The following is a 22,786-nucleotide window of genomic DNA, read 5'->3' as shown; positions in this document are numbered from 1 at the left end:
GAGCCGCCGGTCGCAAACTTGTGACCGGATAGGCACTGATAAGTGCCTTATGTGCTGCAAACAACCCGCAAGGGCCGACGGCCCGACGAGACTTATCTACGCCCAAACGCCGCTAATCCTTTGGCCTCAAGGCCTCGTTCCGCTAGAATAGTCGGCTTTTTCATGGCGGGAGTCAGGCAGCATGGCGCAGCAGTATCAACCGGGGCAACGCTGGATCAGTGACAGCGAAGCCGAGCTAGGTCTAGGCACCGTTCTGGCACAGGACGGTCGTTTGCTGACCGTGCTCTACCCGGCCACTGGCGACACTCGCCAGTATGCGCTACGGAATGCGCCCCTCACCCGTGTGAGGTTTTCCCCGGGCGATACGGTCACTCATTTCGAAGGCTGGAAAATGACCGTGCGCGAAGTCGATGATGTCGACGGGCTGCTGGTCTACCACGGCCTCAACGCGCAAAACGAAGTGGTCACCCTGCCGGAAACCCAACTGTCGAACTTCATCCAGTTCCGCCTGGCCAGCGACCGTCTGTTCGCCGGCCAGATCGACCCGCTGGCGTGGTTCTCCCTGCGCTACCACACCCTGGAACACACCAGCCGCCAGTTGCAGTCGCCGCTCTGGGGCCTGGGGGGCGTGCGCGCCCAACCCATCGCGCACCAATTGCACATCGCCCGTGAAGTGGCCGACCGAATCGCCCCACGGGTACTGCTGGCCGACGAAGTGGGCCTTGGCAAAACCATCGAGGCCGGCCTGGTCATCCATCGCCAGTTGCTCTCGGGCCGCGCCAGCCGCGTGCTGATCCTGGTGCCGGAGAACCTGCAGCACCAATGGCTGGTGGAAATGCGCCGCCGCTTCAACCTGCAAGTGGCGCTGTTCGACGAAGAACGCTTTATCGAAAGCGATGCCGGCAACCCGTTCGAGGACACTCAGTTAGCCCTGGTGGCCCTGGAATGGCTGGTGGACGACGAGAAGGCCCAGGACGCGCTGTTCGCCGCCGGCTGGGACCTGATGGTGGTCGACGAAGCTCACCACCTGGTGTGGCACGAAGACCAGGTCAGCCCGCAGTACGCACTGGTCGAGCAACTGGCCGAAGTCATCCCCGGCATCCTGCTGCTCACCGCTACCCCCGAGCAACTGGGCCAGGACAGCCACTTCGCGCGCCTGCGCCTGCTGGACCCCAACCGCTTCCACGACCTCCACGCCTTCCGCGCCGAAAGCGAGAACTATCGCCCGGTGGCCGAAGCCGTGCAGGAGCTGCTGGACCAGGGGCGCCTCTCCCCGGCCGCCCACAAAACCATCCACGACTTCCTCGGCAACGAGGGCGAAGCGCTGCTCACCGCCGTCAATGACGGTGACACCGAAGCCAGCGCCCGCCTGGTGCGCGAGCTGCTCGACCGCCATGGCACCGGCCGCGTGCTGTTCCGTAACACCCGCGCCGCCGTGCAGGGTTTCCCCCAGCGCAAACTGCACCCGTACCCGCTGCCCTGCCCTGACGAATACCTGGAACTGCCCCTGGGCGAACACGCCGAGCTGTACCCGGAAGTCAGCTTCCAGGCCCAGCCGGACGCCAGCGAAGAAGAACGCTGGTGGCGCTTCGACCCGCGCGTGGAGTGGTTGATCGACACCCTGAAAATGCTCAAGCGCACCAAAGTCCTGGTGATCTGCGCCCACGCCGAAACCGCCATGGACCTGGAGGACGCCCTGCGTGTGCGTTCCGGGATTCCGGCCACGGTGTTCCACGAAGGCATGAACATCCTGGAGCGCGACCGCGCCGCCGCGTACTTCGCGGATGAAGAATTCGGCGCCCAGGTACTGATCTGCTCGGAAATCGGCAGCGAAGGCCGCAACTTCCAATTCGCCCACCATTTGGTGCTGTTCGACCTGCCTTCCCACCCGGACCTGCTGGAGCAACGCATCGGCCGCCTCGACCGGATCGGCCAGAAGCACGTCATCGAACTGCACGTGCCGTACCTGGAAACCAGCCCGCAAGAGCGCCTGTTCCAGTGGTATCACGAGGCCCTCAACGCGTTTCTCAACACCTGCCCTACCGGCAACGCCTTGCAGCATCAGTTCGGCCCGCGCCTGCTGCCGCTGCTGGAAAACGCCGATGATGGCCAGTGGCAAGCGCTGATCGACGAGGCCCGCAGTGCCCGCGAAGCCCTGGAAAGCGAACTGCACACCGGCCGCGACCGCTTGCTGGAACTCAACTCCGGCGGCGCCGGTGAAGGCGAGGCGCTGGTGGAAGCGATTTTCGAGCAGGACGACCAGTTCGCCCTGCCGATCTACATGGAAACCCTGTTCGACGCCTTCGGCATCGACAGCGAAGACCATTCGGAAAACGCCCTGATCCTCAAGCCCAGCGAAAAAATGCTCGACGCCAGCTTCCCCCTGGGCGACGACGAAGGCGTGACCATCACCTACGACCGCAACCAGGCGCTGTCGCGCGAGGACATGCAGTTCATCACCTGGGAACACCCCATGGTGCAGGGCGGCATGGACCTGGTGCTGTCCGGCTCGATGGGCAACACCGCCGTCGCGCTCATCAAGAACAAGGCGCTCAAGCCAGGCACCGTGTTGCTGGAACTGCTCTACGTCAGCGAAGTGGTCGCCCCGCGCGCCCTGCAGCTGGGCCGCTACCTGCCACCGGCGGCCCTGCGCTGCCTGCTGGACACCAACGGCAACGACCTGTCGGGGCGCGTGTCGTTCGAGACCCTGAACGATCAACTCGAAAGCGTTCCACGGGCCAGCGCCAACAAGTTCATCCAGGCCCAACGCGACCAGTTGACGCCACGGATCAACGCCGGCGAAGCGAAAATCACCCCTCGCCACGCCGAGCGCGTCGCCGAGGCGCAACGTCGCCTGGCGGCCGATACCGACGAAGAACTGGCACGCCTGACCGCGCTGCAAGCCGTCAACCCAAGCGTGCGCGACAGCGAGCTGGTGGCCCTGCGCCAATTGCGCGAGCAAGGCCTGGCCATGCTCGACAAGGCTGCCCTGCGCCTGGAAGCGATCCGGGTGCTGGTGGCAGGCTGACCCCTACCGCTGTACCGCGCAAAAACAAAAGGCCCGCAGTGATGCGGGCCTTTTTCATTTATTACTGGCGGCTGACACGCCGCGTGCTCAAGCCGTTACCGCCCTCGCCCCCATCACCGGCGCAGCGCTCATGCCCTCCTTCATGCGTTGGGCGTCGCGCACAAAGCAGCGCGAGGCCAGCACCAAAAATACCATGGTCAGCAACAGTGCCCCCGGGATCAGGTACATGGCGTCGTGCAGGCCCACGGCCTTGAAGGCTTCGCTCATTTGCTCAGCACCCGCGGCCAGCATCGCGGTGTGGGCAAAGTGGTCCGACAGCGCGCCCACCACCACCGGGCCCAAGCCGCCGCCCAGCAGGTACAGGCCGGCGAAGAACAGCGCCATGGCCGTGGCCCGCAGGCGCGGCTCGACCACGTCCTGGATCGCGGTGTAGACGCAGGTATAGAAGTTGTAGGCGAACAGCCAGCCCACGCTGAACACCGCGACGAAGACGCCGATCTCGACGCGCCCGGCGTGCAGCGCCCAAGCGGTGGCCAGGGTGGAGATCACCATGCTCGCGGCGGCGAACAGCAGGCGGCCGTTGGCCACCCGCTGGTGGATTTTGTCGGCCACCCAGCCACCCAGCGTCAGGCCCACCAAGCCGGTCAGGCCGACAATCACCCCGGTGGCCACCGCCGCTTCCTGCAAGGGCAGCAGGAAGTAGCGTTGCAGCATCGGCACCATGAACGAGTTGCAGGCGTAAGTGGCGAAGTTGAAGGTCAGGCCTGCCAGCACCAGCCACAGAAAGGTCGGGATCGCCAGTACGCGACGCACCGGGCGCTCGACCCGCTCCTGGGACACTTGCACGGTTTCCGCCGCGCCGCGCTTGGGTTCCTTGATGAAGAACATGAACACCGCCAGCAGCAGGCCCGGCACCGCGGCAATGAAGAACGGTGCGCGCCAGCTATCGAATGCCTTGACCATCGCGCCGATGGTGAAAAACGCCAGCAACAGCCCCAACGGCAAGCCCAGCATGAAAATGCCCATGGCCCGCGCCCGCCGATGGGCCGGAAACAGGTCGCCGATCAGCGAGTTGGCCGCCGGTGCGTAGCTGGCTTCGCCGATGCCGACGCCCATGCGTACCAGCAGGAAAGTCCAGAAACTGCCGACCAGGCCATTGACCGCCGTCAGCCCGCTCCAGGCCGCCAGGCCCCAGCCCATCAACTTGGCCCGCGAGCCGTTGTCGGCCATGCGCCCCAGCGGTAGCCCGGCGATGGCGTAGACGATGGTAAAAGCGGTGCCGATGATGCCGATCTGGAAGTCGCTCAGGCTCCACTCCATCCGGATCGGCTCGATGATGATGGCCGGGATGGTGCGGTCGAAGAAGTTGAACAGGTTCGCAAGGAACAGCAGGAACAGAATGCGCCAGGCATTCGACGCTTGCTTCGAGTTCTGCATGGGGGCGTCTCTTTTTTTTGTTGTTATTGGGGCTGCACTGCCATGAACTCCGCAGCCCGGAACCCGCAATCTAGTCAGCCTGCCGGGTGCTGTCTGTAATGATTCGTAAAGCTGATACCGCGCTATGGCCCGGCCTCGCGTAAGAAGAGGGCGCCCCCGCGCTGGGCTGCGCAGCGCGCCCCGGCGGTGTGGAGCCCTATGGATTTTTGCGGCCGCTACGTGGCCGAGCGCGGGCGAGCCTGCTTGCTACAAAGGCAAATGGGGTTATTGCCAATCGATCTTGAGCCCAGCGCAAAATCATTGACACTAATATGCCACTACCGCTTGCAGTGTCAGAAGGCCTTCTATACTCCAGCCATTGGCCAGTATTGATCGCGCTGGCGCGGGCTGACTCTCAAACGGGACACGCTATGGATTGGCTTGGTTTGCAATTCGTTACCCAGCTCCCGGAAAGCGGGCAAGTCATTCTCGATTGCACTCACAACCCCTTTCTGCTGCTTCTGGCGTATGTGGTGGCATGCGCCGCCAGCTTCGCCGTGCTGGACATGGCCGAGCGCCTCAGCCATGTGGAGAAACCCGCGTCCCAGAGCCTCTGGCGCTGTGTCGGGGCGCTTTGCCTGGCCGGCGGGATCTGGACCACCCACTTCATCAGCATGCTGGCGTTCCAGGCGCCGGTCGAAATCCATTACGCCCTGCCCATCACTTTCGCCTCGTTGCTGATCGCCTTGATCGCGTCGTACCTGGCCATGCTCACCCTCAGCCACACCCAGTTGAGCCTGGGCCGCTACCTGCAAGCCTCGGTGTGGATCGGCCTGGGCATCGCCACCATGCATTACGTGGGCATGGCCGCCCTGCATTCCAACGCTACGCCCTACTACAACCCGCTGCTGTTCGGCCTGTCGATCCTCATCGCAATCGGCGCCAGTGTCGCCGCCCTGCTGCTGTCGCGGCACCTGCGCAACGGCAGCGGCATGTTCCACCAGTTACTCAAGTACGGCGCCAGCCTGGTGCTGGGCGCGGGCATCCTGAGCATGCACATGACCGGCATGTGGGCTCTGAGCCTGGTGCTGCCGGCCGGCGAGCAGCCGCTACTGCCGGCGGCCGAAAGCAACCACACCCAACTGGGCCTGAGTATCGCCGTGATCGCCCTGCTGATTATCGGCAGCAGCATCAGCGCGGCCCTGGCCGACAAGAAGCTGCAAAGCAAGGAGCACGACCTGCGTCGGGTCAACGCCTTGCTCAGCCAACTGGACCAGGCGCGGGTGTCCTTGCAGCATGTGGCCCATTACGACGCCCTGACCAACCTAATAAACCGCCGCGGTTTCAATCAGATCTTCGCCGAGAAACTCATCGAAAAAACCACCTTGGGCGGCATGTTGGCGGTGATCTTCCTCGATATCGACCATTTCAAGCGCATCAACGACAGCCTCGGCCACGACGCCGGCGACGCGTTGCTCAAGGTGCTGGCCAGCCATATCAAAAGCGCCACCCGTAGCCATGAAGACGTGGTGGCGCGCTTTGGTGGCGACGAATTCTGCATCCTTATCAGCGTGCATGCGCGCGACGAAGCCCAGCACATGGCCCAGCGCATCATGCAAAAGATGAAGGACCCTATCGAGCTGGCCGGGCGGCGCATGGTGATGACCACCAGCATTGGCATCAGCATGTTCCCCGACGACGGTAAAACCAGCGAAGAGCTGCTGAAAAACGCCGACCTGGCGCTGTACCAATCCAAGGGCACGGGGCGCAACAGCCTGCATTTCTTCAGTTCCAGCATGAAAACCAAAGCCACCCTGGAACTGCAACTGGAGGAGGAATTGCGCAACGCCCTGCGCGACGACCATGACCTGGTGCTCTATTACCAGCCAATCTTCAACCTCAAGACCGGCCAGGTGAGCAAGGTTGAGGCCCTGGTGCGCTGGCAGCACCCGGTCCACGGCTTGCTGGTGCCCGAACGATTTATCGGTATCGCCGAAACCAACGGCCTGATCGCCGAGCTCGACAGTTGGGTGCTGCGCACCGCGTGCCGTGACCTCGCCCACCTGTCCCGCCAGGGCTACCCGGAGCTGAAAGTAGCGGTGAACTGCTCGGCCCTGAACCTGACCCGCGAAGAACTGCCCGGCGAGATCGACACCGCCCTGCGCTCCGCCGACGTGGCGCCGTCACGCCTGGAACTGGAGGTCACCGAAAACGCGCTGATGGGCAACATCACCAACACCCTCAACCTGCTGCGGCACATTCGCGCCCTCGGGGTGTCGTTGTCGATCGATGACTTCGGCACCGGTTATTCATCCCTGGCGTATCTCAAGCGTTTGCCGCTCAACACCCTGAAAATCGACCGTTCGTTCATTCAGGACATTCCCCACTCCACCCCGGACAAGGAAATCGTCCAGGCCATTATCGTCATGGCCCACACCCTGCATTTGCAGGTGGTCACCGAGGGCGTGGAGACCGAGGCGCAGTACGACTTCCTCAGCTACTACGGCTGCGATTTCGCCCAGGGTTACCTGTTCAGCCATCCCCTTGCCCTGGCTGACCTGCCCCAGGTGCTGCGCGAGATCAACCAGCAGCGCTACCGGCCACCGGCCACCCTCAGCCTGCTGAGCGCGGCGCGCGGTACAGATGGACCAGGGTCGAAGGATCTTGCTCCCGAAACCCCTGACCACTGTGCAAACGCATCAACTGGGCAGCCAATCCGCTGAGCGGCGTGGCTGAACCTTGCTCGCGGGAAAACTTAACCGCGCCATCGAGGTCCTTGAGCAACGTGCGCACGTGCCACTTCACCGGCTCGAAACGGCTCTCGGCCATTTGCGGGGCGAGGACCTGGAGCGGCCGCGAGTCGGCAAAACCGCCGGCCAGGGCCTCGGCCAGCAGGCTGGCATCCACCCCGGAGCGTTCGGCCAGCGCCACCACTTCAGCGATCACCAAGGCATTGCACGCCACGATCATCTGATTGCAGGCCTTGGTCACCTGCCCGGCCCCCACCGCGCCCATGTGGGTGATGCGCTGGCCCAGGTGCAGGAGGATCGGCCGCACCCGCGCCAGGTCCGCGGCCTCGCCGCCAGCCATGATCGCCAAGGTGCCCGCCTCGGCGCCCGCAGTACCACCCGATACCGGCGCATCCAGCCACGCCATGCCTGTTTCGGCCTCAAGCCGAGCGGCCATTTCCCGCGTGGCGGTGGGTTCCAGGCTGGAAAAATCCACCAGCAACTGCCCCGTTTTCGCGCCAACCGCCACGCCTTCAAGGCCAAACACCACCTCCTGCACCACCGCGGTGTCGGCCAGGCACAGCATCACCACGTCTGCGTGCTCGCACAGTTGCGCAGGTGCGGCCACTTGCCGCGCCCCCGCTGCCACCAGTGGCGCACATTTATCCGGGTTGCGGTTCCACACCGTTAGCGCGAAGCCCGCTGCCAGCAGCCGGCGGCACATCGGCAAGCCCATCAGGCCAATGCCCGCGAAGGCCAATGAAGGTAACGCCGCATTCATAAATCGCTCCTACAAGATTAAAGAACGCCGGTAAACGGCCGATTCAACATGACTCACAAAAGGATTTCCCCTAGCGAATCTAAGGTTAAACCCTATCGCTGCGGCGCAAATCGCACTATAAAGTCGCGACATCCTATCCGTGATGGCCCGATGACATCTCGTCTTCAGGCCGACCAGTCCAAGCACGTGGCGCACAATGACTTCTAAAAACAACCCTGCCAACGAAATATCCGAACTGACAGTGACTACACCGGATAAACCCTCGGCTTCGAAGCCATTGGTCAGCTCGCGCCCGCTTGCCACCCAGCAGTACCTGTATTTCACCGAAACCAACACTGACCGCATCCTCGACAACCTCGACGGCCTGCGCGACATGGTGTTCCCGCGCCCACCGCACCTGGAAGGCGACAGCGAGCAGCACAACGACCAGGAATTCCCCTCGGTGTGCCTGATCGGCCTGGGCCGGTGCGGCTCCAACATTGCGCTGGACGTCGCGGAGCTGGTGTACAACGCGCGCAAGTTCTACCTCAACGAATTCAATAACGAAGACCGCCCCTACGCGGACAAAAAGAACCTCGACAAGGGCTACAGCCCCGCGCAGTGGATCCGCAACAACCTGCGCCTGGGCCCGTACAAGGCCACCAAACCGGTGTTCCTGGTCGAGCCACTGGTGATGCTGGGCGACTTGGACAAAGACATCGCCGGGCGCATCCGTTTTTCGCGCAAGGGCGAGAAAAGCGGCTTCCTGCGCGATTACAGCAAAATGAAAATCATGGACCTGTCCGAAGTCCATGCCGGCGGCGCCGGTAACGCGCCGATCCTGGGCCAGTACCTGGCCAAGATCATCCTGAACAAGGACACCCAGCGCTTCTCCAGCCCCGACTGGAAAATGATCCACTCGTACTTGATCGACTCCTGCGGCATCAAGGCCAACCAGTCGCGCCTGTACTTCTCGATCTTCAGCGCGGGCGGCGGTACGGGCTCGGGCATGGCCTCGGAGTTCGGCCTGGCGCAGCAGCACTCGTACATGAACAAGACGTTCGACACCAAACCGGTGGACGAGCACGACAGCAAAAGCGGCCACTCCTTCGTGTTCGAGCCGATCTTCACCAGCGGCATCTGCGTGCTGCCGAACATTTCCGATCATCGCAGCGAAATGTCTGAAGCGTTGCACATCAATGCCGGTCGCTTGCTGTGCAAGTACCTTTCGGAAGAATGGGATTTTTCGTACAACTTCGCCAACGAAGACAGCAGCGAAGCCAGCGTCATGGGCCGTATCCGCCCCTGGAACGCGATGATGCTGATCTCCAACGACATCATGCGCTACGCCGAAGAAAGCGATGACGGCAACATCCAGAACATTGACGTCAATGCCATGGAAAAACACGCCAACCAGTACATTTCGCAGCAGATCTTCAACATCCTCACCGCCCAGGCCGTGACCACCGACTACGACCAGAACTACTTCCGTCGCGCCGGTATCGACATCGGCGAAACCATTCGCCTGGACGCCAACGACCTGTTCATGAGCCTGGCCGGCCCGGTGGCCATCGCCTACGCCGAATCCGTGGTGCCAGAAACCCCGGCGCCGTCGAGCGACAAGTTCAAGGTGTTCGAGAAAGAGCCACAGCGCCTGAACATCGATGACCTGTTCTTCCGCTCCATCGACCTGCCCCACTTCAACAAGGTGACCCAGGCGATCGAAGGCATCAGCCTGTTGCCCATCGAGTCCAAGCGCTACCGCGCTTCGCTTGAGCAGTACAAGAACTCGGGCTACGACGCGGCCGCGTTGCACGACCTGCACTTCTTCAAGAACTGCTCCTCGGTGGTGTCGATCGTGTCCCTGCCCAAGGACTACAAGCTGTCCTACATGGACCTGAACCGGCTCAAGACCCACCTCAACAGCCTGTTCCCCAACACCACGCTCAAGCGCTATGCCCTGGTGATCGGCGCGTCGGCCAACCTGTCGCTGACCACCCTGATCGCCAAGAGCCCGTGCCTGTCGGACGACTTCCTGACCCTGATCGTGGCCTTCATCAAGCGCTGCTTTGCGCGCAACCCGTACCGCTTCGATGAAACCCTGGACAACTCGATCCTGGACTTCATCATCCACGACGAATTCAACGAAAGCCTGATCGACGACCTGCTCAACGAATTCGAGAACCCGGCCAAGATCCTCGACACCAACTGGTACGCGATCAAGCCGATGTACGAGAAAAAGTACCGCGAGCTCATCAACGATAAAGAGAAGTTCGTTTCGATCAACGACATCCGCCTCTCGCGCGATTGCGTGAAAAAGGCCATCAAGTACCTGCGCGAGATCTATCGCCACCGCATCGGCAAGACCAAGGTCATCTCGCTCAATAACCACACGGGCAAGACGGCTTGATTCAATACGTCTAAAAGCATCGCGGGCGAGCCCGCTCCCACAGGTTTTACTTCAGCCTGTGGGAGCGGGCTCGCCCGCGATAGCGATCTTTGCGGCACCGCAAAAGCCCGGCCTTGTTCACATTCAGAAACAATCAGGCAGCCTCACGGCCGCCCGATAAACTGTTCCCGTGACGTTAACGTCACCCTCGGCCAAATCTCGCTGTGGCGTTTCTCTACGGCAACGTGCCATCACGCTACTCGGCTACACACTTTCTCCCGCCCTGCCGACGCACCCATTCGGTGCGCGCCATCAAGCCTCTGCTCTTTCCTGGACCATAATCCAGGGCGAAACCACCACCGCCCACAGCTGCGGATCACGCGTCACCAGATCCAACGCCCGCGACGCAGACACCTTGCCCAGCGTCTCAGTGGCCAGCCAGGCAGCCACTTTGTCGGCTTCGTTCTGCGCCATGGCCTGCGCGGCCTCGATCAAATCCAGGGAGCCGTCGACCCACAATAGGGCACCCTTGGCAAAGAAGGGTTCGAGCTCCTTCCACGTAATAGGTGCTGTCTCGCCGAGCAGCTTGGCATAGAGGGTGCTAGGTTCTTCGATCATGGGTCTGTCCAGAAGGGAAATCGGCGCAATCATAACGTCGGTGGTCGGGCAGAAAAACCCAGAGATAAAGGCGTCAACGATCGAAAAATTCGCAAAACCCCGGCATAGCTCAAAAGTCCCACGGCAAACCGGCGTGATTATGTCTTTTTCTTTCAGCAATGCGACATCCTCAGGTTTTGCCCCCAGCAGCCAGCTTTTCAAGCGAACAACCGGCGCTCTACACTGTACCGGTACAGTTGCCGGGGGCATTTCCGGAAGAGATATCCATTTATCTTGTCCGGTTCTGTAGCCTTGGCTGCCAGAACTATAAAAATTACAACAGTAAGAGTGGAGCACTATGAATAAGGCTACTAAGCAGATTTCCAAACTGTTTGCCGCTATGGTCCTGGCCGGGGTCGCCAGCCATTCGTTCGCAGCTGACACCATCAAGATTGGTATTGCCGGCCCTAAAACCGGTCCTGTAGCCCAATACGGCGACATGCAGTTCAGTGGCGCCAAAATGGCCATCGAGCAAATCAACGCCAAGGGCGGCGTCGACGGCAAGCAACTGCAAGCGGTCGAATACGACGATGCCTGCGACCCGAAACAAGCCGTGGCAGTCGCCAACAAAGTCGTCAACGATGGCGTCAAGTACGTTATCGGCCACCTGTGCTCCAGCTCTGCCCAACCGGCTTCGGACATCTACGAAGACGAAGGCATCATCATGATTACCCCGGCGGCCACCAGCCCGGACATCACCGCTCGTGGCTACAAGATGATCTTCCGCACCATCGGCCTGGACAGCGCCCAGGGCCCGGCCGCCGGCAACTACATCGCCGACCACGTGAAGCCGAAGATCGTTGCCGTACTGCACGACAAGCAGCAGTACGGTGAAGGCATCGCCACCGCCGTGAAAAAAACCCTCGAAAGCAAGAACGTCAAGGTCGCTGTGTTTGAAGGCATCAATGCCGGCGACAAAGACTTCTCGTCCATGATCGCCAAGCTCAAGCAAGCCAACGTCGATTTCGTCTACTACGGCGGCTACCACCCGGAGCTGGGCTTGATCCTGCGCCAGTCCCAGGAAAAAGGCCTGAAAGCCAAGTTCATGGGCCCGGAAGGCGTGGGTAACGACTCCATCTCGCAAATCGCCAAGGATGCGTCCGAAGGCCTGCTGGTCACCCTGCCGAAGTCTTTCGACCAGGACCCTGCCAACGTCGCCCTGGCCGACGCCTTCAAGGCCAAGAAAGAAGACCCGAGCGGTCCGTTCGTGTTCCCGTCCTACTCGGCCGTTGAAGTCATCGCCGGTGGCATCGTTGCCGCCAAGAGCGAAGACCCTGCCAAAGTGGCCGAAGCCATCCACGCCGGTACTTTCAAGACCCCGACCGGCAACCTGAGCTTCGACGCCAAGGGCGACCTCAAGGACTTCAAATTCGTCGTCTACGAGTGGCACTTCGGCAAACCTAAAACCGAAGTTTCGCCTCAGTAAGGCTGGATTTGGTTGACTGCCCACAAAGCCCACGGCGTGCCGTGGGCTTTGTTTTACGAACGTATCTGGGCCGCGCTTGCGTGATCCGCAAGTCTCCCCACCTGAAAATCTCAAAACCGTCATCAGCGGTTCGCTGGTAACCCGCCGCCCGAAATGGATCGAGATCCATGGGGCCGGAGCGGGAAGATGACTCAACCAGTGAAATGCGTATCAGGTTTTTAGGAGCGCTGTAATGCCTGACATCTATCACTTTTTCCAACAGCTGGTTAACGGCCTGACCGTTGGCAGCACCTATGCCATGATCGCCATCGGCTACACGATGGTTTACGGCATTATTGGAATGATTAACTTCGCCCACGGCGAGGTGTACATGATCGGTTCCTACGTGGCGTTCATCGCCATCGCCGGGCTGACCATGATGGGACTCGACAGTGTCCCGCTGTTGATGACCGCAGCCTTCATCGCGAGCATCGTGGTTACCAGTGCCTACGGCTACAGCATCGAACGGGTTGCCTACCGCCCCTTGCGCGGCAGCAACCGTCTGATCCCGCTGATTTCCGCCATCGGCATGTCGATTTTCCTGCAGAACACCGTTCTGTTGGCGCAAGACTCCAAGGACAAATCCATCCCCAACCTGATCCCCGGCAACTTCTCCATCGGGCCAGGTGGCGCACATGAAGTGCTGATTTCCTACATGCAAATCGTGGTCTTCGTGGTGACGTTGATCGCCATGCTCGGCCTCACCCTGTTCATCTCCCGTTCACGCCTGGGTCGCGCTTGCCGTGCCTGCGCCGAAGACATCCGGATGGCCAACCTGTTGGGCATCAATACCAACAACATCATCGCCCTGACCTTCGTGATCGGCGCTGCACTGGCGGCCGTGGCCGCGGTACTGCTGAGCATGCAATACGGCGTCATCAACCCCAACGCCGGTTTCCTCGTCGGCCTCAAGGCCTTCACCGCCGCGGTACTGGGCGGCATCGGCAGCATCCCGGGCGCCATGCTCGGCGGTTTGGTGCTGGGGGTGGCCGAAGCGTTCGGTGCCGATATCTTCGGCGACCAATACAAGGACGTCGTGGCTTTCGGCTTGTTGGTACTGGTTCTGTTGTTCCGGCCGACTGGCATCCTTGGCCGTCCGGAGGTTGAGAAGGTATGACTAGGAATCTTAAATCGGCGCTGTTCAGCGCCCTGCTGGTGTGGGCCGTGGCCTACCCGGTACTCGGTCTGAAGCTGACCATCGTCGGCATCAACCTGGAAGTGCACAACACCAGCACCGCCACACTGATAACCATCGCCGTGTGCTCGTTGCTGATGTTCCTGCGTGTGTTGTTCCACAGCCAGATCAGCGCAGCCTGGAAGGCCTCGCCCAACATGCCGCTGGTACCGGCCAAGGCCAGCAACTTCCTGACCCTACCCTCGACCCAGCGCTGGATCATCCTGGGCCTGGTGCTGGTGGCACTGGTCTGGCCGTTCTTCGGCTCACGCGGGGCGGTGGACATCGCCACCCTGATCCTGATCTACGTGATGCTCGGCCTGGGGCTGAACATCGTGGTCGGCCTGGCGGGCCTGCTCGACCTGGGCTACGTCGGCTTCTACGCTGTCGGCGCCTACAGTTATGCGCTGCTGTCGCATTACTTCGGCCTGAGCTTCTGGATCTGCCTGCCGATCGCCGGGATGATGGCCGCCACGTTTGGCTTCTTGCTGGGTTTCCCGGTACTGCGCCTGCGCGGTGACTACCTGGCCATCGTGACCCTGGGCTTTGGTGAAATCATCCGTCTGTTGCTGCGCAACATGACCGAACTCACCGGCGGCCCGAATGGCATCAGCAACATCGAGAAGCCGACCTTCTTCGGCCTGACCTTCGAGCGTAAAGCCGCCGAAGGCCTGCAGACCTTCCACGAGTACTTCGGCCTGCCCTACAACTCGATCAACAAGGTGATCTTCCTGTACCTGGTTGCCCTGTTGCTGGCGTTGGCGGCGCTGTTCGTGATTAACCGCCTGCTGCGCATGCCGATCGGCCGCGCCTGGGAAGCGCTGCGCGAAGATGAAATCGCCTGCCGTGCCTTGGGCCTCAACCCTACGGTCATCAAGCTCTCGGCCTTCACCCTCGGTGCAGCATTCGCCGGGTTCGCCGGTAGCTTCTTCGCCGCGCGCCAGGGCCTGGTCACACCGGAATCCTTCACCTTCATCGAGTCGGCGATCATCCTCGCCATCGTGGTGTTGGGCGGTATGGGCTCGCAATTGGGCGTGATCCTCGCCGCGATCGTGATGATCCTGCTGCCCGAGCTGATGCGTGAGTTCAGCGAGTACCGCATGCTGATGTTCGGCGCCCTGATGGTGCTGATGATGATCTGGCGTCCACAAGGCCTGCTGCCCATGCAACGTCCTCACATGGAGCTGCGCAAATGAGCCGCGAGATCCTGAAAGTCGATAATTTAAGCATGCGCTTCGGCGGCTTGCTGGCGGTCAACGGCGTGGCCCTGACCGTGAAGGAAAAACAGGTGGTGGCGCTGATCGGCCCCAACGGCGCCGGCAAGACCACCGTGTTCAACTGCCTGACCGGTTTCTACAAGCCCAGCGGCGGTGAAATCCTGCTCGACGGCCTGCCGATCCAGGGCCTGGCCGGCCATGAAATCGCCCGCAAGGGCGTGGTGCGCACCTTCCAAAACGTGCGCCTGTTCAAGGACATGACTGCGGTCGAGAACCTCCTGATCGCCCAGCACCGTCACCTGAACACCAATTTCCTGGCGGGCCTGTTCAAAACCCCGGCGTTCCGCAAGAGCGAAGCCGATGCCATGGAATACGCCGCGTATTGGCTGGACAAGGTCAACCTGACCGAATTCGCCAACCGCCCGGCGGGTACCCTGGCTTATGGCCAGCAACGTCGCCTGGAAATCGCCCGCTGCATGATGACCCGCCCGCGGATCCTCATGCTCGACGAACCGGCGGCTGGCCTTAACCCCAAGGAAACCGAAGACCTCAAGGCGTTGATAAGCGTGTTGCGCGAAGAGCACAACGCCACCGTGCTGTTGATCGAACACGACATGAAACTGGTCATGAGCATCTCCGACCACATTGTCGTCATCAACCAGGGCACGCCCCTGGCCAACGGCACGCCCCACGAGATCCGCGACAATCCTGAAGTCATCAAAGCCTACCTGGGGGAAGCGTAAATGCTGCAGTTCGAAAACGTTTCCACCTTCTATGGCAAGATCCAGGCCCTGCACAGCGTCAACGTGGAAGTCCGCCAGGGTGAAATCGTCACCCTGATCGGCGCCAACGGCGCGGGCAAGTCCACCTTGCTGATGACCCTCTGCGGTTCACCCCAAGCCCACAGCGGTAGCATCCGCTACCTGGGCGAGGAACTGGTCGGGCAACACTCGGCGCACATCATGCGTAAAAGCATCGCCGTGGTCCCGGAAGGTCGTCGGGTGTTTGCCCGCCTGACCGTGGAAGAGAACCTCGCCATGGGCGGATTCTTCACCGACAAGGGCGATTACCAGGAGCAGATGGACAAGGTCCTGCACCTTTTCCCACGCCTCAAAGAGCGCTTTACCCAACGCGGCGGCACCATGTCCGGCGGCGAACAGCAAATGCTCGCCATCGGCCGTGCGCTGATGAGCAAGCCCAAACTGCTGCTGCTCGACGAACCGTCCTTGGGCTTGGCGCCGATCATCATCCAGCAGATCTTCGACATCATCGAACAACTGCGCCGTGATGGCGTGACGGTGTTCCTGGTGGAACAAAACGCCAACCAGGCGTTGAAGATCGCCGACCGTGCCTACGTGCTGGAAAACGGCCGGGTGGTGATGCAGGGCAGCGGCGAGGCCTTGTTGACCGACCCGAAAGTGCGCGAAGCCTACCTGGGCGGCTGATGTACCGGGAGCGGGCCCACCCGCTCCCTTTTTTATTCTTGCGCTGTAACAATCCCCGCACCGCTTTTCTCTAGAGGCATGTGCAAGCAATCACGCTTGCCCGACCTTCTGGAGAAACACCATGACCTCTTCCCTCTCCGCCACCACCCTCGCCCTGGCCCTCGGCACGGCATTGAGCCTCGCCGCCCTACCCACCACCGCCCAAGCAGCCAATGACATGGAGAAATGCTTCGGTGTCGCCCTCAAAGGCCAGAACGACTGCGCCGCTGGCGCCGGAACCAGTTGCGCCGGCTCCTCGAAAACCGACTACCAGGCCGACGCCTGGAAACTGGTCCCCACCGGCACCTGCGTTAAAACCGCCAGCCCCACCTCGCCTACCGGGTTCGGCCAGACCGAAGCCTTCACCGCCAAGTCCTGATCCTTTCCCGGCCTGAGTGTTGAACATGTCTCTCTCATCGCAGCCCCTGCGCCATCGCACTCAGGCCCGCCACGGCGAGCTGCCCCTCAGTGTCGGGTTGGGGCTTAAAAGCGAACACTTTCGCGATGTCCTGGAGACCAAACCAGACATCGGCTTCTTCGAGGTGCACGCCGAAAACTACATGGTGGCCGGCGGGCCCTTTCATCACTACCTGGGGTTGATCCGCGAACACTATCCGCTGTCGCTACATGGCGTTGGCCTATCGATCGGCACCCAGGGGGCGCTGGATGGAGAACATCTGGGGCGCCTGGCCGGATTGATCGAGCGCTATCAGCCCCAAGCCTTTTCCGAACACCTGGCCTGGTCCAGCCATGGCCCGGTGTTTCTCAACGACCTACTGCCCCTGGCCTACGACGTACCCACCCTGCACCGCGTCTGCGACCACATCGACCAGGTGCAGAACACCCTCAAGCGCCCCATGCTCCTGGAAAACCCGGCCACCTACCTGGAATTTCGCCAATCAAGCATGGATGAAGCGATGTTTATCCGCGAAGTGGTGCACCGCACAGGCTGTGGCTTGCTGTTGGACCTCAACAACGCCTACGTGTGCAGCGTCAACCACCAGCGCCACCCCTTGGCCTATATCGACGCACTGCCATTGTGGGCCGTGGGCGAGATTCACCTGGCCGGGTTCGCCGAAGACACCGACAGCCTGGGCGAACGCCTGCTGATCGATGACCACGGCGCCCCTGTCGACGCCGCCGTGTGGGCGCTGTACCGCGAAGTGCTCAAGCGCTGCGGCCCGGTGGCCACCCTGATCGAGCGGGACAACCGGGTACCACCGTTCGCCGTGCTCCACGCCGAGGCACGCCAGGCGCAAGCGCTGCTCAACGTCATGCAGGCTGGCCCATGAACACTCACACCCTATTTGCCGAAGCACTGCTGGACCCACAAAAAAACTGCCCCCCCGGCCTGTTCTGCCGCAACGGTGCCGATCCGGCGAGCCGCTTCGCGGTTTACCGCAACAATGTGCTGCGATCGTTGATCGGTGCACTCACCGACCACTACCCGGTCGTCGCGCAACTGGTGGGCGATGAGTTTTTCAGCGCCATGGCCCGCCAGTTCATCAGCCAGCATCCACCACTCAACCCCCGGCTGATTGAATACGGCAATGAACTGGCGCACTTCATCGAAGGCTTCAGCCCCGCCTCCTGCGTGCCTTACCTCGCCGATATCGCGCGCCTGGAGCGGCTGCGGGTACAGGCCTATCACGCCGCCGATGCGGTGCCCCTGCTCCACGAACAGATAGGTGCCGCGCTGAGCGATTGCCAAGCGCCAGACCTGTTGCACCTTCAACTGCATCCCTCGGTCAGCACCCTGAATTCCAGCTACGCAGTGGTTGCAATCTGGGCTGCGCATCAGCAGCCGCAGGGCCTGCTGCCAGGCCTAGATCTACTGGAAGGGCAAAACGCCCTGGTATTGCGCAACGGTCAACACGTTGAAGTCTTTGCCGTAGACCCAGGCTCAATCGCTTTCATCCGCGGCCTGCAAAGTGGCTGGCCGTTGGGCCGGGCCGCATCGTGCGGCCAAAACGTCGCACCCGAATTCGACTTGAGCCAATGCCTCGCCTTGCTCATTGGCCACAACGTCATCACCGAGCTGTACCACCCCCCGAGGGTTTCGCCATGAACACGCCCCCCAACACCTGCAATGCCCGGCCCTGCCTGCTGCAACGCGGCATCGCCTTGCTGGAAAAAATCCCCCATAGCCTGATCGCCTTGCTCGCGCGCTTTTCCATCGCCGCTGTGTTCTGGAAATCCGGGCAAACCAAGGTCGAAGGCCTGGTCGTCGATCTGGTCAGCGGGCAGTTCCAATTCGCCATGCCACGGTTGGCCGACGCCACCCTGTTCCTGTTTCGCCACGAGTACCGCTTACCGCTCCTTCCCCCAGAGTGGGCGGCTTACCTGGCCACCGTGGCCGAACATGTGTTCCCGGTGTTGATTCTGCTAGGCCTGGCCACGCGCTTCTCGGCGGCGGCACTGTTGGCCATGACCCTGACCATCCAGTTCTTCGTCTATCCCGATGCCTACGCCACCCACGGCACCTGGGCCGCGGTCCTGCTCTACCTGATGGCCCGGGGCCCCGGCGCCATTGCCCTCGACGCGCTCATCGCCCGGCGCTACAACCGGTCCAGTGCCTCGCCACTGCGCTTGAACCAGCCAATCAAGTAATCGGCCAGCACCTGGGTGCGCCGGGGCAGGCCGCCCTGATAGGGGTGCACCAGGTACATGGGCGTGCGGCGGGTCTGGTAGTCGCGCAGCAACCAGCACAAGCGCCCATCCGCCAGCTCGCTGTGCAGCATATAAGAAGGCAGGCGAGCGACTCCCGCCCCCACCAGGGCCGCTTTTTTCAGCAGGTTGTAGTGATTGCTGGCAAACGGCCCGCTGACCCGCACCCGCAGCAGTTCATGTTGCTGGTGGTACAACCACTCTTCGCGGCCGCTGTAGTGGCTATTGAGCAGGCAGCGGTGCTCGGCCAAGGCTGCCGGAGTCTGCGGCTCACCGAACTGCTCAAGGTAAGCAGGGCTGGCGCAGGTCATTTCCTCCCACGCCAGCAAGGGCCTGGCCACCAGTCGCTCGTCGTTGCCCACCTGGGAGCGGATCGCCAGGTCGAACCCTTCGCGGGACAGGTCGCGGTAGCTATTGTTGAGCTCCAACTCGATCTGCACCTGCGGGTACTGGCGGGAAAACTCCAGCAGCAATCCATCGAAAAACGTCTCGCCCAACGACACCGGCACCGTCAGCCGAATCGGCCCCGCCATATCATCCTTCAACCGTGCCAGGGCCTGGCGTGCCCGCTCCAGTTGCACCACCAGGGCCTGCGCCTGGGGCAGCAACGCCGCGCCCGCCGCCGTCAGGCTCAGGCGCCGGGTGGTGCGCTGCACCAGCACCACCGCGAAACGCGCCTCCAGCAGGCTGATGCGCTTGGACAACTGGCCCTTGCTGCACCCCAGGCGCTGCGCCGCCAGGGTGAAACTACCGGCCTCGATCAGGGTGGCGAATGCCGCCAAGTCATCCATTTCGCTCATGGACTGTTTCCAATAAAAAACCAAAGGTTGCCTATTAGCGCGCTTTTCCCGATTAAAAACCACTCTAGACTCAGGCCTCATTCACTCCAATGAGGAAACATCCCGATGAAAATCCTATTGATTGGCGCCAATGGCACTGTCGGTTCGGCGGTCGACAAAGAGCTCGCGCAACGCCATGAAGTCATCCGCATTGGCCGCAGCAGCGGCGATTTCCAAGTGGATATCAGCGACAGCGCCTCGATCCGTGCCCTCTTTGAAAAAACCGGCAAGTTCGATGCCCTGGTATGCGCCGCCGGCAACGTGACCTTCGCACCGCTGGCCGAAATGAGCAGCCAAAGCTTCGCCCTGGGCCTGCAAGACAAACTGATGGGCCAGGTCAACCTGCTGCTGATCGGCCGCGAATTCGCCAATGACGGCGCCTCGTTCACGTTCACCAGCGGCATCCTCAGCCAGGATCCGATCCGCAGCGGCGCCTCGGCGGCCTTGGTCAACGGCGCCCTGGACAGCTTCGTGCGCGCAGCGGCCATCGAATTGCCCCGGGGCCTGCGCATCAACTCGGTGAGCCCCAATGTGTTGGTCGAAGCCATGGGCAGCTATGCCCCGTACTTCCGAGGCTACAAACCCGTTCCCGCTGCCGATGTAGCACTGGCCTACGCAAAAAGCGTCGAAGGCCTACAAACTGGCCAGACCTTTCATGTTGGCTACTAGTCCTTGTGATGAAGGATCAGCCTGAGTAACGTGGCGGCACTTGTCTGGAGACTCCCCGATGCGCGCCGCCCGTTCCTTGCTGTTTGTTGCCCTGCTCCCGCTATTTTCCGGTTGTTCGTGGCTGATAAGCCAACCCGACCCCAGCGCCAACGCCGGCCAGACCCTGCACGCCAATGGCCACGCGCCACAGTGGAGCGTCACGGTCAACGGCAAGGGCCTGCTGCTGGAACGGGCCGGGCAGGCGCCCCTGGCGCTGCCTTACCTGGAAGAACAGGCCGGTGAAGGGCGGTTCAGCCTGACCAGCGACGCCAATGGCCAGCACATCGAGCTGTGGGTCGCGCCGCAACGCTGTGTCGACGCAGGGGATTCAACCGTGCGGCCCTTGAGCGCCGAGCTGCGGATCAACGGCCAGGTGCAGCGCGGTTGCGGGTATTTTGACGGAGCGCGCAGCGGCTGATTTGGCGGGTTGCGGTTTTAACCTCCCGGCAACGGGGCGTTAGCGCCTATAATCGCCGGTTTGTGAAACGCCTTTGGCGCGTTTGTGCGCCCTCGCGAACCGGATACTGTCATGTTACGAATCACCGAACTCAAGCTGCCGATCGACCATCCCGATGAAGACCTGCGCCCTGCCATCGTGCAGCGCCTGGGCATTGCCAGTGACGACCTCCTCGACTTCACCCTGTTCAAGCGCAGCTACGATGCGCGCAAGAAGTCGTCCGAGCTGTGCTTTATCTACACCGTCGATCTGCAAGTGCGCGATGAAGAACCGCTGCTGCGCAAGTTCGCCGATGACCGTAACGTCAACGTGGCGCCGGACATCAGCTACAAAGTGGTCGGCCAGGCCCCGGCAGGCCTGAGTGAGCGCCCGATTGTGGTGGGCTTCGGCCCCTGCGGGATTTTCGCCGGCCTGCTGCTGGCGCAAATGGGCTTCAAGCCGATCATCCTCGAACGCGGCACCGAAGTGCGCCAGCGTACCAAGGACACCTGGGGCCTGTGGCGCAAGAACGTGCTCAACCCCGAATCCAACGTGCAGTTTGGCGAGGGCGGCGCGGGGACGTTCTCCGATGGCAAGCTCTACAGCCAGATCAAGGACCCCAAGCACCACGGCCGTAAAGTCCTGCACGAGTTCGTCAAGGCCGGCGCGCCGGACGAAATCCTTTACGTCAGCAAGCCCCACATCGGCACCTTCCGCCTCACCGGCGTGGTGGAAAACATGCGCCAACAGATCATCGCCCTGGGCGGTGAAGTGCGCTTCCAGCAGCGCGTCACCGATGTGCTGATCGAAGACGGCCAGTTGACCGGCGTCGAGTTGGCCAGCGGCGAACAACTGCACTCGCGGCACGTGATCCTGGCCCTGGGCCACAGCGCCCGCGACACCTTCCGCATGCTCCACGGCCGTGGCGTGTACATGGAAGCCAAGCCGTTTTCCGTGGGCTTTCGCATCGAGCACCCGCAATCGCTGATCGACGCCGCGCGCCTGGGCAAATACGCCGGCCATCCGAAACTGGGCGCCGCCGACTACAAACTGGTGCACCACGCCAAGAACGGCCGCTCGGTCTACAGCTTCTGCATGTGCCCCGGTGGCACCGTGGTCGCCGCCACCTCCGAGCCGAACCGGGTGGTGACCAACGGCATGAGCCAATACTCGCGTAACGAGCGCAACGCCAACTCCGGCATAGTGGTCGGTATCACTCCGGAGGTGGATTTCCCCGGCGGCCCGCTGGCGGGCATCGAGTTGCAGGAACGCCTCGAATCCCACGCCTTTGTGCTCGGCGGCAGCAACTACGAAGCCCCGGCACAATTGGTGGGCGACTTTATCGTCGGCAAACCGTCCACGGCCCTGGGCAGCGTCGAGCCGTCCTATAAGCCGGGGGTTGCCCTGGGTGACCTGGCGCAGGCCCTGCCGGCGTTCGCCATCGAAGCCATCCGCGAAGCCTTGCCGGCCTTTGAGAAGCAGATCAAGGGCTACTCGCTGTACGACGCGGTGTTGACCGGCATCGAGACCCGCACTTCATCGCCGTTGCGCATCACCCGCGACGCGTCGATGCAGAGCCTGAACGTCAAGGGCCTGTTCCCGGCTGGCGAAGGCGCGGGGTACGCGGGCGGGATTCTGTCGGCGGGCGTGGACGGCATCCGCATCGCCGAAGCCGTGGCGCGGGACATGCTGGGGCTGGAGGCCTAAAGCCCCCAGCCAATGCAAGCCCTTGTGGGAGCGAGCCTGCTCGCGATAGCGGCGTGCCAGTCACTCGAGGCGCTGAGGCCTCATCGCGGGCACGCTCGCTCCCACAGTGT

Annotated in this window: 18 protein-coding genes and 1 pseudogene; 15 read left to right on the top strand and 4 right to left on the bottom strand. The window is 62.1% G+C overall.

The genetic code is table 11. The features are described 5' to 3' along the window. Positions 1-181 precede the first annotated feature (181 nt). Complete coding sequence (rapA, locus tag CKW13_RS08270; RefSeq protein ID WP_095108096.1) at positions 182-3,028, top strand: RNA polymerase-associated protein RapA; 2,847 nt, start codon at positions 182-184, stop codon at positions 3,026-3,028. An 87-nt stretch (positions 3,029-3,115) separates the two neighbouring features. On the opposite strand, the gene CKW13_RS08265 is transcribed toward rapA, so the two are convergent. Further along, positions 3,116-4,534 carry an MFS transporter gene (locus CKW13_RS08265; RefSeq protein WP_095108095.1) on the bottom strand — a complete coding sequence of 473 codons (1,419 nt, stop codon included), beginning with the start codon at positions 4,532-4,534 and terminating at the stop codon, positions 3,116-3,118. A gap of 341 nt (positions 4,535-4,875) precedes the next feature. On the opposite strand from CKW13_RS08265, the gene CKW13_RS08260 reads away from it, so the two are divergent. Then, the gene (locus CKW13_RS08260) at positions 4,876-7,167 is read left to right on the top strand and encodes a bifunctional diguanylate cyclase/phosphodiesterase (protein ID WP_095108094.1); all 2,292 of its coding nucleotides are present in this window, start codon (positions 4,876-4,878) and stop codon (positions 7,165-7,167) included. On the opposite strand, the gene CKW13_RS08255 is transcribed toward CKW13_RS08260, so the two are convergent. Next, on the bottom strand, positions 7,058-7,954 hold the full coding sequence (locus tag CKW13_RS08255) for an NAD(P)-dependent oxidoreductase (RefSeq protein ID WP_095108093.1): 897 nt from the start codon (positions 7,952-7,954) through the stop codon (positions 7,058-7,060). The two genes, CKW13_RS08260 and CKW13_RS08255, sit on opposite strands and share 110 nt — an antisense overlap. 196 nt (positions 7,955-8,150) lie before the next feature. On the opposite strand from CKW13_RS08255, the gene CKW13_RS08250 reads away from it, so the two are divergent. Then, positions 8,151-10,343: a hypothetical protein gene (locus CKW13_RS08250; RefSeq protein ID WP_095108092.1), complete on the top strand. Its 2,193-nt coding sequence runs from the start codon at positions 8,151-8,153 to the stop codon at positions 10,341-10,343. Between the two features lie 291 nt (positions 10,344-10,634). On the opposite strand, the gene CKW13_RS24725 is transcribed toward CKW13_RS08250, so the two are convergent. Continuing rightward, positions 10,635-11,141 carry a DUF2288 domain-containing protein gene (locus CKW13_RS24725; RefSeq protein WP_256576541.1) on the bottom strand — a complete coding sequence of 169 codons (507 nt, stop codon included), beginning with the start codon at positions 11,139-11,141 and terminating at the stop codon, positions 10,635-10,637. 136 nt (positions 11,142-11,277) lie between these two features. Between CKW13_RS24725 and CKW13_RS08240 the strand changes: the two genes are divergently transcribed. The 9 genes from CKW13_RS08240 to CKW13_RS08200 all read left to right on the top strand — a co-directional run bounded on the left by CKW13_RS08240 (position 11,278) and on the right by CKW13_RS08200 (position 18,929). After that, on the top strand, positions 11,278-12,405 hold the full coding sequence (locus CKW13_RS08240; RefSeq protein WP_095108091.1) for a branched-chain amino acid ABC transporter substrate-binding protein: 1,128 nt from the start codon (positions 11,278-11,280) through the stop codon (positions 12,403-12,405). Between the two features lie 232 nt (positions 12,406-12,637). After that, positions 12,638-13,561 (top strand): high-affinity branched-chain amino acid ABC transporter permease LivH, encoded by a 924-nt coding sequence (livH, locus tag CKW13_RS08235; protein ID WP_095108090.1) that lies wholly within the window; start codon positions 12,638-12,640, stop codon positions 13,559-13,561. After that, entirely contained in the window at positions 13,558-14,814 is a 1,257-nt protein-coding gene (locus CKW13_RS08230; protein WP_095108089.1) for a high-affinity branched-chain amino acid ABC transporter permease LivM, read from the top strand. The genes livH and CKW13_RS08230 overlap by 4 nt, the downstream gene beginning before the upstream one ends. Next, on the top strand, positions 14,811-15,578 hold the full coding sequence (gene livG / locus CKW13_RS08225; RefSeq protein ID WP_095108088.1) for a high-affinity branched-chain amino acid ABC transporter ATP-binding protein LivG: 768 nt from the start codon (positions 14,811-14,813) through the stop codon (positions 15,576-15,578). Before CKW13_RS08230 ends, livG begins: the two co-directional genes overlap by 4 nt. Further along, positions 15,579-16,280, top strand: coding sequence for an ABC transporter ATP-binding protein (locus CKW13_RS08220; protein WP_095108087.1), 702 nt, complete (start codon positions 15,579-15,581; stop codon positions 16,278-16,280). Positions 16,281-16,401: 121 nt separating this feature from the next. Beyond that, positions 16,402-16,698: a DUF2282 domain-containing protein gene (locus tag CKW13_RS08215; protein WP_095108086.1), complete on the top strand. Its 297-nt coding sequence runs from the start codon at positions 16,402-16,404 to the stop codon at positions 16,696-16,698. A 25-nt stretch (positions 16,699-16,723) separates the two neighbouring features. Next, the gene (locus tag CKW13_RS08210; RefSeq protein ID WP_095108085.1) at positions 16,724-17,611 is read left to right on the top strand and encodes a DUF692 domain-containing protein; all 888 of its coding nucleotides are present in this window, start codon (positions 16,724-16,726) and stop codon (positions 17,609-17,611) included. Next, on the top strand, positions 17,608-18,387 hold the full coding sequence (locus CKW13_RS08205; RefSeq protein WP_095108084.1) for a DNA-binding domain-containing protein: 780 nt from the start codon (positions 17,608-17,610) through the stop codon (positions 18,385-18,387). Before CKW13_RS08210 ends, CKW13_RS08205 begins: the two co-directional genes overlap by 4 nt. Beyond that, on the top strand, positions 18,384-18,929 hold the full coding sequence (locus CKW13_RS08200) for a DoxX family protein (protein ID WP_095108083.1): 546 nt from the start codon (positions 18,384-18,386) through the stop codon (positions 18,927-18,929). Before CKW13_RS08205 ends, CKW13_RS08200 begins: the two co-directional genes overlap by 4 nt. Here the strand turns inward: CKW13_RS08200 and CKW13_RS08195 are convergent. Beyond that, positions 18,878-19,786 (bottom strand): LysR family transcriptional regulator, encoded by a 909-nt coding sequence (locus CKW13_RS08195; RefSeq protein WP_095108082.1) that lies wholly within the window; start codon positions 19,784-19,786, stop codon positions 18,878-18,880. The two genes, CKW13_RS08200 and CKW13_RS08195, sit on opposite strands and share 52 nt — an antisense overlap. Positions 19,787-19,891: 105 nt before the next feature. On the opposite strand from CKW13_RS08195, the gene CKW13_RS08190 reads away from it, so the two are divergent. The 3 genes and pseudogenes from CKW13_RS08190 (at position 19,892) to CKW13_RS08180 (ending at position 22,676) form a co-directional block, all read left to right on the top strand. Next, positions 19,892-20,494, top strand: coding sequence for a short chain dehydrogenase (locus tag CKW13_RS08190; protein ID WP_095108081.1), 603 nt, complete (start codon positions 19,892-19,894; stop codon positions 20,492-20,494). A gap of 163 nt (positions 20,495-20,657) precedes the next feature. Continuing rightward, positions 20,658-20,951 (top strand): annotated as a pseudogene (locus CKW13_RS08185) (hypothetical protein); the annotation flags it as partial. A 111-nt stretch (positions 20,952-21,062) separates the two neighbouring features. Next, entirely contained in the window at positions 21,063-22,676 is a 1,614-nt protein-coding gene (locus tag CKW13_RS08180) for an NAD(P)/FAD-dependent oxidoreductase (protein ID WP_095108079.1), read from the top strand. Positions 22,677-22,786: the final 110 nt, after the last annotated feature.

The organism is Pseudomonas sp. Irchel 3E20, from assembly GCF_900187645.1.
Classification (GTDB): Bacteria; Pseudomonadota; Gammaproteobacteria; order Pseudomonadales; family Pseudomonadaceae; genus Aquipseudomonas.
Note: the sequence above shows the minus strand (reverse complement) of the source record. Positions and strands in the feature narration are given on the sequence as shown.

Bases quoted from the DNA above. Each gene is read 5' to 3' on its own strand.
- CKW13_RS08205 (WP_095108084.1), top strand. From the start codon at position 17,608: ATGAACACTCACACCCTATTTGCCGAAGCACTGCTGGACCCACAAAAA.
- CKW13_RS08190 (WP_095108081.1), top strand. From the start codon at position 19,892: ATGAAAATCCTATTGATTGGCGCCAATGGCACTGTCGGTTCGGCGGTC.
- CKW13_RS08240 (WP_095108091.1), top strand. From the start codon at position 11,278: ATGAATAAGGCTACTAAGCAGATTTCCAAACTGTTTGCCGCTATGGTC.
- CKW13_RS08250 (WP_095108092.1), top strand. From the start codon at position 8,151: ATGACTTCTAAAAACAACCCTGCCAACGAAATATCCGAACTGACAGTG.
- CKW13_RS08215 (WP_095108086.1), top strand. From the start codon at position 16,402: ATGACCTCTTCCCTCTCCGCCACCACCCTCGCCCTGGCCCTCGGCACG.
- CKW13_RS08200 (WP_095108083.1), top strand. From the start codon at position 18,384: ATGAACACGCCCCCCAACACCTGCAATGCCCGGCCCTGCCTGCTGCAA.
- CKW13_RS08230 (WP_095108089.1), top strand. From the start codon at position 13,558: ATGACTAGGAATCTTAAATCGGCGCTGTTCAGCGCCCTGCTGGTGTGG.
- CKW13_RS08195 (WP_095108082.1), bottom strand. From the start codon at position 19,786: ATGAGCGAAATGGATGACTTGGCGGCATTCGCCACCCTGATCGAGGCC.
- CKW13_RS08260 (WP_095108094.1), top strand. From the start codon at position 4,876: ATGGATTGGCTTGGTTTGCAATTCGTTACCCAGCTCCCGGAAAGCGGG.
- livG (WP_095108088.1), top strand. From the start codon at position 14,811: ATGAGCCGCGAGATCCTGAAAGTCGATAATTTAAGCATGCGCTTCGGC.
- livH (WP_095108090.1), top strand. From the start codon at position 12,638: ATGCCTGACATCTATCACTTTTTCCAACAGCTGGTTAACGGCCTGACC.
- rapA (WP_095108096.1), top strand. From the start codon at position 182: ATGGCGCAGCAGTATCAACCGGGGCAACGCTGGATCAGTGACAGCGAA.
- CKW13_RS08255 (WP_095108093.1), bottom strand. From the start codon at position 7,954: ATGAATGCGGCGTTACCTTCATTGGCCTTCGCGGGCATTGGCCTGATG.
- CKW13_RS08220 (WP_095108087.1), top strand. From the start codon at position 15,579: ATGCTGCAGTTCGAAAACGTTTCCACCTTCTATGGCAAGATCCAGGCC.
- CKW13_RS08180 (WP_095108079.1), top strand. From the start codon at position 21,063: ATGTTACGAATCACCGAACTCAAGCTGCCGATCGACCATCCCGATGAA.
- CKW13_RS08210 (WP_095108085.1), top strand. From the start codon at position 16,724: ATGTCTCTCTCATCGCAGCCCCTGCGCCATCGCACTCAGGCCCGCCAC.